We start from the raw sequence: 12,740 nt of genomic DNA, 5'->3' as shown, positions 1-12,740 counted from the left end.
GCTAGCTCAACGGCGCGCCGAACCACTGGCGAAGCGCGGGTTCTAGCCCGTCCGGATCACCGGCCCACGCCACGTATCCGTCCGGCCGCACCAGCTTCGCCTCGGCACCCGTGTCAACGCGGTTCACCCGATCCGCCCACCGCTGCGCGAGATCGCCGAACTGGCCTTCGGGATCCACGAGAACACCGCGTCCAGCCCGCAGTTCCGGGCCGAGATCATGCGCGGGCAACCCGACCAGCGGATGCTCCTCGCTGCCCGGAATCTCGTAGCGGAAACCCATGCCGGACAACATGTCGTCCAGCAGGTACTGGACTTCGGGCAAGTGCACCAACTCCGTGAACAACGACCGGACCGCAGCCGAATCGGGACCGTCGTCCAGGAGCAGCGACTGCGCCTGGACGTTGCGCAGCACCGCCGCGCCGACCGGATGCCGTTCCGCGTGATAGCTGTCCAGCAGCCCCTCGGGCGCGGTGCCGCGAACCGCCGCGCCGAGCTTCCAGCCGAGGTTCATCGCGTCCTGGATTCCGGCGTTCATGCCTTGCGCGCCAAAGGGAAGATGCACGTGCGCGGCGTCGCCGGCCAGGAAGACGCGGCCGTGCCGATACTGCGCGGCCTGCAGCGCGGCGTTCGTGATCCGGCGGGCGTAACGGAGTTCGACCAATTCCACGCGGTTGCCGAAGACTGTCTTCAGCCCGGTGCGGATCTCGTCCTCGGTGACCGGGATGTCCCGTTCCCGCGACCAGCCGGGTCCGCCGAACGTCAGACGGCGCAGCGGGCGGCCTTCGGCGTCGACGCCGAGCGGGAACACCTGCGCGCGATAGCCCTCCCGGGTGATCGTGGTCATCGGAACCTCGGCGCTCAGCCGCACGTCGGCGGCCACCATGGTCTCGGTCCCGGGACGGCCGGAGAACTCCGCGCCCAGCAGCTTCCGGACCGTGCTGCGCCCGCCGTCGGCGGCGACCAGGTACTGGGACCGGATCGCGGTGCCGTCGGCGAACGTCGCAGTGACGCCGTCCGCATCCTGCTCCAGCCCGGCCAGTTCGTGGTCCCGGCGGACGCGGATTCCTTCCGCGGCGAGGTGTTCCTCCAGGAACCCCTCGATCACGACCTGCGGCACCGACCGCCACGGGAACCGGTGCCGTCTCCGGACCAGCGGCAGCAGATTCCCGGCGAAATGCGCGGTGGTGACCGGGTAGTCGCCGGTGGCCAGCAGCGGTTCGAGCAGGCCGCGCTGGTCGAACGCCTCCTGGGTGCGGGTCTGCAGCCCGCCGGCCTTCGACAGTTCGCTCGCCCGCGGCAGCCGGTCCACCAGCACGCAGGACACTCCGGCGAGCCGCAGTTCGTTCGCCGCCGTCATCCCGGTCGGACCGGCTCCGACGACGAGCACCTCGGCAGTCATGATCTCTCCCCTCGTGGGTCGGTGTGTTCGGAACCGACTCTCGGCCCGGCGACGGCCCGCGAGCCAGAAAGCGACCCGATTGCGGCGGATTCCGACATATGTACTCTCGAGCCGGTGGATTCCGGCTACGACGACCTCGACCGCCAGCTCGTGCATGCCCTGCAGATCGATCCAAGGGCCCCGTTCAGCACGATCGCCGACGCGCTCGGCGTGTCGGATCGCACCGTCGCGCGCCGCTACTCCCGGCTCCGGTCGACGGGAGCGGTTCGAGTCGTCGGCAGCGTCAACGAGACAGCTTCCGGTGCGGTGCAATGGTTCCTTCGTATCCGGTGCGCGCCTTCCGCGGCGGGCGCAGTCGCCGAGGCGCTCGCGCGGCGGCCGGACACCGCATGGGTGAGCCTGAGCTCCGGCGGCACCGAGGTCACCTGCACCGTCCGCATCGAAAACGAGGCCGACAGCGAAGCGTTGCTGCTGGCCAAACTTCCCCGCACCCCACGGGTCGAGGGCGTCACCGCGCATTCGGTGCTGCACGCGTTCTACGGCGGGCCAGACAGCCTGGTCGCCAAGCTCGGCGTGCTGGACGACGCCACAGTCGCCCGGTTGCGCCCGCCGCCGATCCCTCTCCGGCCAGGCCCGGCGACACTCGACGACGGCGACCGCGAACTCCTCGCCGCACTGGCCGCCGACGGCCGCGCCGGGTTCGAACAGCTCGCCGCCGAGACCGGCTGGTCCCCCACGACCGTCCGCCGCCGCATGGCGGAACTGCGCGAACGGGACGTGCTGTACTTCGACCTCGATCTCGACTGGCGTTTGCACGGCAAGGGAATCCGGACACTGCTGTGGCTTTCGGTCGCCCCGTCGGCACTGGAGGAGGCCGGGGCCGCGCTGGCCGCGCACCCGGAAGTCGCGTTCGCCGCCGCGACCACCGGCCCGACCAACCTGTACGCGACCGCGGTGTGCGCGAGCCAGCACGAGCTGTACCGCTACCTCACCACCAGCGTCGCCGCGCTCCCCGCGGTCACCCACGTGGAAACGGCACCGGTGATCAAGACGGTTAAACGGGTAGCAAACCGGCTGTGACGCAGTACGAACGGGCGCCCTCCCGGTCAGCGGTTGACAGCGCGGCGGTGGTCCGTCAATGATTCGTTCGGCTTTTCCCGGTGGGAAATTCCCGAACGCGTCCGCGAACTGTCCCCGAGTTTTCGAGGAGACACCGATGTCATCGGTCAGCCGTCGCAGATTCATGCAACTCGCCGCGGCCACCGCCGCGGGCACGGCGTTGCCCGCGAGCATCGCGCGGGCGGCTTCGGTGCCGGCCGCCGTGCGCACCGGCACGCTCGCGGACGTCGAGCACGTGGTCGTGCTGATGCAGGAAAACCGCTCGTTCGACCATTATTTCGGGACCCTCAACGGCGTCCGCGGCTTCGGCGACCCGCGCCCGGTTTCGCTGCCGAGCGGGAAATCCGTGTGGAACCAGGCCGACGCGAGCGGCGCCGAAACGCTGCCGTTCCGGCCCGCCGAGGACAATCTCGGCCTCACCTTCATCGAGGACCTCAACCACGACTGGAACGGCACGCACACCGCGTGGAGCACCGGCCGCTGGGACAAGTGGATCCCGGCGAAAACCCGCACCACGATGGCGTATCTGACGCGCAAGGACATCCCGTTCCACTACGCGCTCGCCGACGCGTTCACCATCTGCGACGGCTACCACTGCTCCATGCTGTCCTCCACCGACCCGAACCGGTACTACATGTACACCGGCTGGACCGGAAACGACGGTTCCGGCAACGGGCCGGTGCTGGGCAATGAAGAATCCGGCTACGGCTGGACCAGTTTCCCGGAAATCCTGGAAAAGGCCGGGGTTTCCTGGAAGATCTACCAGGACATCGGCAACGGTCTCGACAAGGAGCACAAGTGGGGCTGGACCGATGACGCGTATATCGGCAATTACGGCGACAACTCGCTGCTTTACCTGACCCAGTACCAGAAATCGACGCAAGGCAGCCCGCTCTACGACAACGCGCGCACCGGCACCCACGCCGCCGCGGGCGACGGTTTCTTCGACCACCTCACCGCGGACGTCAAAGCGAACCGGCTGCCCCAGGTCTCCTGGATCGTGGCCCCGGAAGCGTACTGCGAACATCCGGCGTGGCCCGCCAATTACGGTGCCTGGTACGTCTCTGGCGTACTCGACGCGCTCACGTCCAATCCGGACGTCTGGAGCAAAACCGTCCTGCTGATCACCTACGACGAGAACGACGGTTTCTTCGACCACGTCGTCCCGCCGTACCCGCCGCGCGACGCGAACTGGGGCAAATCGACGGCGAGCGTCGCCGGAGAATGGTACGAAGGCGGCGCGGCCGCGTCGTACCTGACCGGAATGCCTTACGGACTCGGCCCGCGCGTGCCGCTGCTGGCCGTCTCGCCGTGGAGCACCGGCGGCTGGGTCTGCTCGCAAACCTTCGACCACACCTCGCTGATCCAGTTCGTGGAGAAGCGATTCGGCGTGCACAACCCGAACATTTCGCCGTGGCGCCGTGCCGTGTGCGGGGACCTCACGACGGCGTTCGACTTCACCGGAGCCAACAGCGGCGTCCCGTCCCTGCCCGGCACCGGCGACTACCAACCGCCCGCCGACCACAGCACCCCGCCGACCTATCACCCGGTGCCGCCCTCGAACGGCTCGCTCCCGAAGCAGGAACCCGGCACCCGCAAAGCACGCGCGCTGCCGTACGACCTGGCCGCGGACACCGAGGCCCGCGACGGCCGGATGTACTTCACCTTCACCAACTTCGGCGACGCCGGAGCCGGGTTCCACGTGACGTCGAAGATGCGTTCCGACGGACCGTGGCCGTACACCGTGGAGGGCCACAAGTCGGTCAGCGACAGCTGGCACCTGCCGAGCGGCGCGGGAGATTGGTACCAGTACTCGGTTTTCGGCCCGAACGGCTGGCTCCGCGAACAGGCCGGAACGATCGGCGGCCTGGGCCCGGAGGTGACTGCGCGGCACGATGCTGGCTTCGTGACGGTCACGTTCACGAACCCGAGCAGCCGGACGGTCACCTTCACCGGAATTGACGCCTACGCGCCTACCGAGGCTTACCAGTACACGCTCGCCCCGGGCACTTCACGAGCGGTGCCGAAGTGGGGCGTCGCCAACGGCTGGTACGACATCACGGTCAAGGCGGACCACGACGGGCAGTACGTGCGGCGTTTCGCTGGCCACGCGGAGACTGGCCAAGCCTCGACCAGCGACCCAGCCATCGCCACCAGCTGAGCGGTACGTGAGGGGAACCCTGAGGGACTCTGATTCCCTGAGGGTTCCCCTCACGGCTTTCGGAAGCCAGCCACCACCAGTCCGACCACCGCCAACACCACTGCCAACCCGCCGAACCCCGCCCCCAACGTCGCCGCCGAAGCGATCGCGCCGACCAGCAACGGCCCGCCCGCATCGCCCAGTTCGCGCCCGACCTCTGCCGCGCCCATCGTCTGCCCGAGCCGTTCCTTGGGCGCGGCACCAGCCAGATGCGCGAACCCGATCGGCGTGGCCACCCCGACCCCGACACCGATCGCCACCGCCGCCGCCAGCACCCCCGCGATGCCCGGGATCAGCGCTCCCAACGCCAACCCGGCCGCGGTCAGCAGCAAGCCGCCAGCCATCCCCGGACCGTCGGGGATCCGGCCGGCGTCCCGGAGCCGTCCGGCCCACGGCTGCACCAGCGCGGAACACAACGCCAGCACCGACACCACCGCACCGGTCGCGACCGTGCCGAGACCGCTCGCCGCCCCGGTCACCGGCAGGAATCCGATGCCCACCGCGAGCGCCCCGGTCGTTCCGGCCAGCACCGCGGTCGGCCGCACGAACCCAGGCTCGGCGAGCCGACGGGCAAGGTCGAGCACGGTCTGCCGCTGGCGAGGCAACGGCTCCGGCGCGGGCACCACCAGCGCGGCCCACCCCGCGACGGCGAAGGCCAGCACCGCGAGAGCGCCGAACAGCAAGGAAAACCCGCCCAGCGTGATCAGCACGCCGCCGAGCAGCGGGCCGAGCGTGTAACCGATGCTCTTCCAAGCACCGTAACCGCCGAACGCCCGCCCCTGCCGTTTCTCCGGCGACAACCGCGCGACCATCGCTCCGGCCGCAGGCGAGAAGGCCGCCGCGGCCGCGCCCTGACCGAACCGCGCCAGCCCCACCGCCGCCGGATTTCCCGCGATGACAAAAGCCGCAGACGCGAGCGCGAACGCCAGCAACCCGCCGAGCAGCACCGGCCGCGGCCCGATCCGGTCGGCCAGCGACCCGAACACCGGCTTCAGCACGACCTCGGCCCCGTCGTAGACCGCGAGCAGCAATCCCAAGGTCAGGAGGGAATCGCCGTGCGTGTACGCGCCCAGGCTGGCGGCGATGCTGTGCGCCCCGAACGCGGTGACGAACCCGGCGGCGTACAGCGGACGCAGCTCAGCGGAACTCATGCGAAACCCTCACCTCTTGCTGCGGGGACGGGAAAGACCCGCCTGGCGCAGTCGGCGAACAACCACGCCGTCCCCAGCCGCCTTCACACTCACCCGAAGCCCTCACATCTGGTGCAGGGCTTCAAAAACCCGCTCGGTGTACTCGGCAAGCCGTTCCGCGCAATGCTTCAACTGCTGCTCAGCCTCCCCAGCCGACGGCGCACCGAACACATCCCGCGCCTTCAAATCCCGATGCCAGCGCCGCAACCGCTCGAGGCTCTGCTCTTCCTCCTCCAGCTCGGCCATCGTGAACTTGCCGATCCGGATTTCCTTGTCGATCTCGGCGTCGAACTTTCCGCAGTCGGCCAGGAACTCCGTCCACTCCTCGTCCCGCTCGGCGGTGAACAACTCCACCAGCCGAGACCCGTCCCGTTCGGCGGCGTCGAGCGTGATCACCTCGCCGTCGCCGCGTTCGGCCAGCTCGGCGACCCGCGCAACACCGGCGGCGAACCCGGGCACGTCCGGCACTGCCCAGGCGCCCTGCCCGAGCGACAACGCGCCGACCCGCCGCAGCTCACGCCACACGGCGACCCGATGCCGCGACGGTCCGGACGGCACCCGCACCACCAGCACCAGCCACTTGTCGTCTGCCACAGCGCTGAATGTAGCACGTGTTACATTCAGCGAGGTAGCGCCGCCTGGAACGCGCCGACCGTCCGGTCCACCAGTGCCTGCCGGTCCGCCAACGGCAGTGAGAGACACTGCAGCGTCACGCCGTCGATCATCGCGAACACCTGCGCCGCCACGTCCTCGGACAGCCCGGCGTCGACATACCACTGCCGCAGCTCGCGATCGAGCTTCGCGTTTTCCTCCCGCAGCACCGGATCCACCACGGCCGCCGCCGCGTACGCGAGCCACACCCGGGCCCGCCGGGAGCGCGCTTCGTCCAGCGGCAGCCACAGTTCGACGTAACCGGCGATCGATTCCGGTTGCGCCGCTTCGATTTCCGCCAGGAACTGCTCCCCCGCATACTCGAAACCGGCGCGCACGAGGTCGTTCTTCGTCCGGTAGTAGTACTGCACCTGAGCCGGGGAAACGCCCGCCGCCGCGGCGACCGTCCGGACGCTCAGCGCGCCGATTCCCTGCTCCGCCAACACTTCCAGCACAGCATCGAGCACATGGGTGGCACGCTTCACCGCCGAGACGCCCCCGTGCGAGCCCGCCACGCGACGGCGATCAGTTCGAGAATCCCGATCACCCCCACCACCACGCCGACCTGCCGCAGCCCGACCACCGGCGTCTCGACGTCGTGGAACGCGAAGTACAGCACCGCACCGACAATCACCATCAGCACGCCGACCACGACGTGCCCCCAGGTGCCGTTCATCCGAACCCTCCTATACGAACGTACAATACGACCGTACAGGACTAGGCGGCCTTCCGCGCCACCAACCGCTCGACAATCCCGGCCTTGCTCCGCTCCGCCTGCTCCACCGCGAACCCGGCCGCCGCGAGCAACGGCAGCGGCCGGCGGGTCAGGTAATCCCCCAGCTGCCGCACAGTCAGCTTCTCCACCAGCCGCTGCACGGCAAGAACGAGCCACCGGTCGCTGCCGACGTGGTCCAGCAGCAGAAGCCGCCCGGCCGGCCGCAGCACCCGGTGCATCTCCGCGATCGCGACGCGTTCGTCCGGGACGCCGCACAGACCCAGCGTGCAGACGACCGTGTCGAACGAGCCGTCCGGGAACGGAAGGGACTGCGCGTCGGCCTCGGTCAGCGTCACCTCGCAGCCGATCTCGGCGGCCCGGCGACGCGCGAGGTCCAGCATCGACGGGCTGAGGTCGATCCCGGTCAGCCGCACCTCCGGCGGGTACAACGGCAGATTCCGCCCGGTCCCGACGGCGACCTCCAGCACCTCCCCCGAGGCCTGCCCGCACACCCACTCGCGGCCGTCGGCGAGCAACGCCCGCTCGACCCACGCAATGTCCCGGTCGTACCGCGGCGCGGCCTCGTCCCACGTCCGCCGCAACCAGTCCTGTCCCCGCTCCGCCATCGTCGCGAACTCCTCTCCGCCGGGGCCTTCCCAGTACCCTCGCATCTCATGGGGGACTTCGACTACGACGCGGAACTGCGCCGCTACGACCGGCACCTCCGCGAGGCAGCCGATGTCCAGCCGGACGACCACGTCCTCGACATCGGCTGCGGCTCCGGGCAGACCACCCGCGCCGCCGCTCGGCGCGCGATTCGCGGCAGCGCGCTGGGAGTCGACCTGTCCGCCCCGATGCTCGCCCGCGCCGAGCGAGCGGCCGCGGACGTGCCCAACATCCGGTTCGCCCAGGCGGACGCGCAAGTCCATCCGTTCCAGATGGCCGCGTTCTCGCTCGGGCTGAGCCGGTTCGGCACGATGTTCTTCGAGGATCCGGCCACCGCGTTCGCCAACATCGCCCGCGCGCTGCGGCCCGGGGCGCGGCTCGTGCAACTGGTCTGGCAGGAGCGGCGCCGCCAGGAATGGGTCACCGCGATCCACCGCGCGCTCGCCGAGGCCGATCCGCCGGACGGCACCGGGCTCGGCGACGCCTTCTCCCTCGCCGAGCCCGCGACTGTCCGAAGTGTCCTCACCGCGAACGGATTCGCCGACGTCGCACTGGCCGACGTGCGCGAACCGGTCTGGTACGGCCCCGATCCCGCTTCGGCGCTCGACGCGGTGCTCCAACTCCGTGAAGCGAGCGACCTGCTGGCCCGCGACCCCAGCGAGAAAGACCGAGCGCTTGCCCGGCTGCGCGCCGAAATGACGGAGCACCACGGCCGCGACGGCGTCTGGTTCGACGCACGGGCGTGGCTCGTCACCGCGCGCCGGACCTGATGTCACAAACTCCCGGCGGCCGGCGTCCTATGGGCGATCGTCCCCAGAACGCGAAGGAGCCATCCATGACAGCGCCCGGCGAAGCGAGCCCGGACCTCGCCACCGAGACCTTCCTCGCCCACCGGAACCTGCTGTTCACCGTGGCGTACGAGATGCTCGGCTCGGCCGCCGACGCCGAGGACGTGCTGCAGGAAACCTGGCTGAAGTGGGCGGGCGTCGACCTCGACGAGATCCGCGAACACCGCGCCTACCTGGTCCGGATCACCACCCGCCAGGCGCTGACCCGGCTGCGCACCCTGGGCAGGCGCAAGGAGTCCTACATCGGGACCTGGCTGCCCGAACCGCTGCTCACCGCGCCGGATGTCGCCGAGGACGTCGAACTGGCCGACAACGTCTCGATGGCGATGCTGCTGGTGCTCGAAACGCTGCGGCCGACCGAGCGCGCGGTGTTCGTGCTGCGCGAGGTCTTCGACGTGCCTTACGACGAAATCGCCGAAGCGGTCGGCAAAACCCCGGCCGCGGTGCGGCAGATCGGGCACCGGGCGCGATCGCACGTGTCCGCCCGCCGTCCGCGCGGCGACGTCACGCCCGCCGAGACCCGCGGCGCGCTGAACGCGTTCCAGAAGGCCGTCGAGACCGGCGACCTGCAGGGACTGCTGGACCTGCTCGCCCCGGACGTCGTGTTCCTTGGCGACGGCGGCGGCGTAAAGCAGGCGGTGCCGCGGCCGATCGTCGGCGCGGACAAGGTCGCGCGGCTGCTGACCGCCGGGCACGTCCGGCTCCCCGCGCCGCTGCGCCCGATGCAGGTCAACGGGCACCCGGCGCTGGTGCTGAAGCTCGACGGCGAGGTCGACACCGTGCTCACGCTGCGCATCGACGAGGGCAAGATCACCGGCCTGTACGCGGTCCGGAATCCGGCGAAGCTGTCGCACATGGACGAGGAAACCGCCCTTCGCCGCTGACTCCCGTGAGGCTACGCACAGTAGCCCTGACTCTGGCGCGCGCCACCCGTACGGACCATGCCATTCTGGTCCCCGCCAGGGGCGGCCCTACGGGCCGCCGCCGTACCGAGGAGAGGACCGACGTGGGCGTTGTCAGCTGGATCGTGCTGGGCCTGATCGCCGGGTTGATCGCGAAGGCCCTCATGCCGGGCAAGGACCCGGGCGGCTGCATCATCACCATCCTGCTCGGGATCGGAGGCGCGTTCGTGGGCGGTTGGATCGGCAAAACGCTGTTCCACACCCAGCTCGGGACGTTCTTCGACCTGCGCACGTGGGGTCTCGCGGTGCTCGGCGCGCTGGTCATCCTGACCGGCTACCGGCTCATCGTGGGCGGCCGCCGCCGAGACTGACCCCCGGGGCGGCCCGCTTCGCCGTGCGCGGCGGGCCGCCCCCGCTTCGCGTATCCCGAAAGGCTTTCACGCTGTCGGCCGACTCACCCGGGCTAGGCTTCGAATTGAACGCGACCCCGGATTCCGGGCTCGTTTCGTGGCAGAATCAGCGGACAAGTTTCGGCCAGGTCGACGGGCGGAGCGGACGATGGCGCTGCGCGACCACGAACAACACCAGCTGGACGAGATCGAACGATGCCTCGCCCAGGAAAACCCGCGCCTTGCCCGCCGGTTCGAGAAGTTCCGCCCGATGCCGGTGCTCACCTTCGCCGCGGCCGCGCTCGGCGTGCTGAGCGTGTTCCTCACCGGGCTGGTCACGCTCGTGGTCGGGTTCGGCATGGACTCCGCCCCGCCGATCGCGGTGGGCGCGGTCCTCACGACGGCGATCCCGTTCGCGATCATCTGGTTCTACCGCTGCCACTGGCGCTGACGCCTGTTTGGCAAGGAGAGCATCGTCAGGCGGCGACGCGCCCGCGTACGAAACGACGGAACAGCGCGAAACCCGCGATCGCCGTGACCAACTCCCACGCAACCGTCGCGATCACCGAAACCGACATGACGTCGACCTGATCCGGAGACGACGACCGCAACTGCCCCCGCGCATCCACGCGAACGCGGGTCAGCCCACGCGCCGCCGGATCCGAACGCAGCGGGATGTTGGCTTCCTCGGTACCGCCGTCCGGGGCGGTCCACGTGACGCGCCGGGTGTCGGGCATCGCGGCGCCCTCGGTGCCGCGCAGCGCGCCGGACTCGGGTGCGACGGAGGCGACCACGGACCGGCCGGGCGCGCGGTCGATCGCCGCGGCGCCCTGCCGGTGGATCCACAGGCCCAGCCAGAGCCCGGCCACCGCCGAGGCCGCGACGGCCGCGGCCAGGACGGGAAGGAGGAACACGCGACCGCGCACCGCGGACGCGCGGAAACCACCAGAAGCCATGCCTAGAGAATGCCGGGAAAACCGGGAGCACGGCAGGGTTTGCGGACAAATGTGCCCAAGTCGCAGGAAAAGGCGCCCGCGACGGGCAAACGACGCCGGGTCGATGCCCGGTTTCACCCGCTCTTTTCACTCATTCGTGGGTAACGCCACACGGAGGCAACCCGGACGCGACCGGCTGCCCGAGAGCGTCGGAGCAGCTGCCGCCCATTCCGGATCGCCTGGCAGCACCCGCGCTGGATCGCGTCGTTTATTGCCGCCGTCTTCCGTCAGTACGTGGGATTCTTCCGGAACGCACAATCATCCCCCGGACGCGCTCAGCAATGCCTGTCCGGTGGCCGTCACCGCGTGCCGCACCGTGTTCCCTTCCTGCTGGCTCTCCACCAATCCCGCGCGGCGCAGGACACCCGCGTGTTTGCCCGCCGCCACCGGGGTCACGCCGATCTCCCCGGCCAATTCGGCCGTGGACAGCGGGACAGCCAGGGCGTGCAGCGCGCGGGCCCGCGTCGTGCCGAGCAGATCCGGCAGCGGGTCCTGCTCGGTGTCGCCTGCCGCGATCGCGCGTTCCGCGGGCGCGCCCCAGACCACCGGCAGCTCTGGTCCGGTCGCCGAATCCGGTTCCACGACCCGGAAATAGGCCGGGATCACGAGCAACCCTCCGAAGTAGACACTGCGGTCCGCGGGCGGTTCGCCGGACAACTCCGGGCGCTCCCAGCGGATCGGCGCGGCGGCTTTGTCGCTGGCGGACGGCCAAGTCGGCGCCTGCCGAGCCGTGCCGTACGAAGCGAGCGCCGAGCCGAGCAGGGCGCGCGCCCCGTCGGCCAGCTCCCCGACCCACGAGGGCGTGACCCCGTGCACGAAGAACGTCTGAAGCTCCGCGCGCAGCGTCGTTTTCGGAACGTGCACGAGACCGTCTCCCGCGACCGGACCGAGCTGCCGCCGCCGGTCCGGCTGTCTCAGCGCTGCCGCGTGCCGGATGCCCGGTGCGCCGGGCGGCAGCGCCCGCAGCGCCCGGTTGCGGATCTCCAGCGCCGCCGCCGGACGAGGCTGCGGCAGCAGGCTCTCTCTGCGAAGTTGCTTGCGGGCACGCGCGGACCAGACCCGCAGCCCGCTCGCCGGACGGCGGCTCTGCAGAGCCGTGAGGCTCAGCACCAGTTCCCACAGCGGATCGGGGCCGGTGCGCCGCCTCGTCCGGCCGAAATCGTCGTCGGTGAAATGAATGCGCAACGCCATGTGCTCCCCCTGCCCCCCGACATGGTTGCGCTTCCAGAGTGCCGCGCGGATCCGCCGCTGTCCAGGCGCTTTTTCCCGTGGGGGAAAGAACCCACCGAATGCCAGCGAATCTCGCTGAATCAGGTGGTCCGTCTACGCACAGTTCGCAGCGAAACCACGAAAGCGAGACAAATCGTCTCGCCGGATCGGGCGCACGCATTAGCCGGAAGCGCCGTGCCCGCCCGGATGCCGCCGGATCCGGCCGTGCGGCGCGGCTTCCCCGGTTGGCGAGCCGCCGCCGGAGTGCCGATGGACCAGCAGTTCCCGACATTTGCCGCAGCGATTTCCCCCACCCGGGCGACTATTTCCGCCACGAAATGCGAAACGGGGCCCGGCCGCGTGGGCCGGACCCCGTTTCCGGTGCCTCAGTGCGTCGGGCTCAGCCGAGCAGGAGGCCGTTGCCGCCGGCGACGGCGTTGTCGAAGCGCTTGGAGAT

Annotated in this window: 14 protein-coding genes; 6 read left to right on the top strand and 8 right to left on the bottom strand. The window is 70.1% G+C overall.

The genetic code is table 11. From position 1 onward, the window contains the following. Nucleotide 1: 1 nt before the first annotated feature. The gene (locus ACFORO_RS36330; protein ID WP_377876386.1) at nucleotides 2-1,399 is read right to left on the bottom strand and encodes an FAD-dependent monooxygenase; all 1,398 of its coding nucleotides are present in this window, start codon (nucleotides 1,397-1,399) and stop codon (nucleotides 2-4) included. Nucleotides 1,400-1,513: 114 nt separating this feature from the next. On the opposite strand from ACFORO_RS36330, the gene ACFORO_RS36325 reads away from it, so the two are divergent. Further along, nucleotides 1,514-2,479 (top strand): Lrp/AsnC family transcriptional regulator, encoded by a 966-nt coding sequence (locus ACFORO_RS36325; protein ID WP_377876388.1) that lies wholly within the window; start codon nucleotides 1,514-1,516, stop codon nucleotides 2,477-2,479. A 136-nt stretch (nucleotides 2,480-2,615) separates the two neighbouring features. Beyond that, nucleotides 2,616-4,679 carry a phosphocholine-specific phospholipase C gene (locus ACFORO_RS36320; protein ID WP_377876390.1) on the top strand — a complete coding sequence of 688 codons (2,064 nt, stop codon included), beginning with the start codon at nucleotides 2,616-2,618 and terminating at the stop codon, nucleotides 4,677-4,679. Between the two features lie 50 nt (nucleotides 4,680-4,729). Here ACFORO_RS36320 and ACFORO_RS36315 read toward each other — a convergent pair whose 3' ends face one another. The 5 genes from ACFORO_RS36315 to ACFORO_RS36295 all read right to left on the bottom strand — a co-directional run bounded on the left by ACFORO_RS36315 (nucleotide 4,730) and on the right by ACFORO_RS36295 (nucleotide 7,900). Beyond that, entirely contained in the window at nucleotides 4,730-5,869 is a 1,140-nt protein-coding gene (locus ACFORO_RS36315) for an MFS transporter (RefSeq protein WP_377876392.1), read from the bottom strand. A gap of 102 nt (nucleotides 5,870-5,971) precedes the next feature. Next, a complete protein-coding gene (locus ACFORO_RS36310) occupies nucleotides 5,972-6,502 on the bottom strand; it encodes a Chromate resistance protein ChrB (protein WP_377876394.1) in 531 nt (176 codons plus the stop codon). Nucleotides 6,503-6,528: 26 nt separating this feature from the next. Continuing rightward, on the bottom strand, nucleotides 6,529-7,014 hold the full coding sequence (locus ACFORO_RS36305) for a TetR/AcrR family transcriptional regulator (RefSeq protein WP_377876396.1): 486 nt from the start codon (nucleotides 7,012-7,014) through the stop codon (nucleotides 6,529-6,531). Between the two features lie 26 nt (nucleotides 7,015-7,040). After that, nucleotides 7,041-7,235, bottom strand: coding sequence for a hypothetical protein (locus tag ACFORO_RS36300; protein ID WP_377876398.1), 195 nt, complete (start codon nucleotides 7,233-7,235; stop codon nucleotides 7,041-7,043). Between the two features lie 41 nt (nucleotides 7,236-7,276). Then, nucleotides 7,277-7,900: a class I SAM-dependent methyltransferase gene (locus ACFORO_RS36295; protein WP_377876400.1), complete on the bottom strand. Its 624-nt coding sequence runs from the start codon at nucleotides 7,898-7,900 to the stop codon at nucleotides 7,277-7,279. Nucleotides 7,901-7,948: 48 nt separating this feature from the next. On the opposite strand from ACFORO_RS36295, the gene ACFORO_RS36290 reads away from it, so the two are divergent. The 4 genes from ACFORO_RS36290 to ACFORO_RS36275 all read left to right on the top strand — a co-directional run bounded on the left by ACFORO_RS36290 (nucleotide 7,949) and on the right by ACFORO_RS36275 (nucleotide 10,530). Continuing rightward, nucleotides 7,949-8,710: a class I SAM-dependent methyltransferase gene (locus tag ACFORO_RS36290; RefSeq protein ID WP_377876402.1), complete on the top strand. Its 762-nt coding sequence runs from the start codon at nucleotides 7,949-7,951 to the stop codon at nucleotides 8,708-8,710. Between the two features lie 65 nt (nucleotides 8,711-8,775). After that, complete coding sequence (locus tag ACFORO_RS36285) at nucleotides 8,776-9,672, top strand: RNA polymerase sigma-70 factor (RefSeq protein ID WP_377876404.1); 897 nt, start codon at nucleotides 8,776-8,778, stop codon at nucleotides 9,670-9,672. A gap of 122 nt (nucleotides 9,673-9,794) precedes the next feature. Beyond that, on the top strand, nucleotides 9,795-10,061 hold the full coding sequence (locus tag ACFORO_RS36280; RefSeq protein ID WP_009077073.1) for a GlsB/YeaQ/YmgE family stress response membrane protein: 267 nt from the start codon (nucleotides 9,795-9,797) through the stop codon (nucleotides 10,059-10,061). A gap of 187 nt (nucleotides 10,062-10,248) precedes the next feature. Beyond that, the gene (locus ACFORO_RS36275; protein ID WP_354750483.1) at nucleotides 10,249-10,530 is read left to right on the top strand and encodes a DUF3040 domain-containing protein; all 282 of its coding nucleotides are present in this window, start codon (nucleotides 10,249-10,251) and stop codon (nucleotides 10,528-10,530) included. Between the two features lie 25 nt (nucleotides 10,531-10,555). Here ACFORO_RS36275 and ACFORO_RS36270 read toward each other — a convergent pair whose 3' ends face one another. Further along, entirely contained in the window at nucleotides 10,556-11,035 is a 480-nt protein-coding gene (locus ACFORO_RS36270; RefSeq protein ID WP_377876407.1) for a hypothetical protein, read from the bottom strand. A gap of 297 nt (nucleotides 11,036-11,332) precedes the next feature. Beyond that, nucleotides 11,333-12,265 carry a winged helix-turn-helix domain-containing protein gene (locus tag ACFORO_RS36265; RefSeq protein ID WP_377876409.1) on the bottom strand — a complete coding sequence of 311 codons (933 nt, stop codon included), beginning with the start codon at nucleotides 12,263-12,265 and terminating at the stop codon, nucleotides 11,333-11,335. Between the last annotated feature and the right edge of the window lie 475 nt (nucleotides 12,266-12,740).

The sequence above is a fragment of the Amycolatopsis halotolerans genome (assembly GCF_042647905.1).
Lineage (GTDB): Bacteria > Actinomycetota > Actinomycetes > Mycobacteriales > Pseudonocardiaceae > Amycolatopsis > Amycolatopsis halotolerans.
This window is presented reverse-complemented; position numbering and strand designations above follow the sequence as displayed.

Excerpts from the sequence above, each read along its gene's own strand:
- ACFORO_RS36275 (WP_354750483.1), top strand. The coding sequence starts at position 10,249 with ATGGCGCTGCGCGACCACGAACAACACCAGCTGGACGAGATCGAACGA.
- ACFORO_RS36295 (WP_377876400.1), bottom strand. The coding sequence starts at position 7,900 with ATGGCGGAGCGGGGACAGGACTGGTTGCGGCGGACGTGGGACGAGGCC.
- ACFORO_RS36285 (WP_377876404.1), top strand. The coding sequence starts at position 8,776 with ATGACAGCGCCCGGCGAAGCGAGCCCGGACCTCGCCACCGAGACCTTC.
- ACFORO_RS36330 (WP_377876386.1), bottom strand. The coding sequence starts at position 1,399 with ATGACTGCCGAGGTGCTCGTCGTCGGAGCCGGTCCGACCGGGATGACG.
- ACFORO_RS36290 (WP_377876402.1), top strand. The coding sequence starts at position 7,949 with ATGGGGGACTTCGACTACGACGCGGAACTGCGCCGCTACGACCGGCAC.
- ACFORO_RS36315 (WP_377876392.1), bottom strand. The coding sequence starts at position 5,869 with ATGAGTTCCGCTGAGCTGCGTCCGCTGTACGCCGCCGGGTTCGTCACC.
- ACFORO_RS36300 (WP_377876398.1), bottom strand. The coding sequence starts at position 7,235 with ATGAACGGCACCTGGGGGCACGTCGTGGTCGGCGTGCTGATGGTGATT.
- ACFORO_RS36265 (WP_377876409.1), bottom strand. The coding sequence starts at position 12,265 with ATGGCGTTGCGCATTCATTTCACCGACGACGATTTCGGCCGGACGAGG.
- ACFORO_RS36270 (WP_377876407.1), bottom strand. The coding sequence starts at position 11,035 with ATGGCTTCTGGTGGTTTCCGCGCGTCCGCGGTGCGCGGTCGCGTGTTC.
- ACFORO_RS36320 (WP_377876390.1), top strand. The coding sequence starts at position 2,616 with ATGTCATCGGTCAGCCGTCGCAGATTCATGCAACTCGCCGCGGCCACC.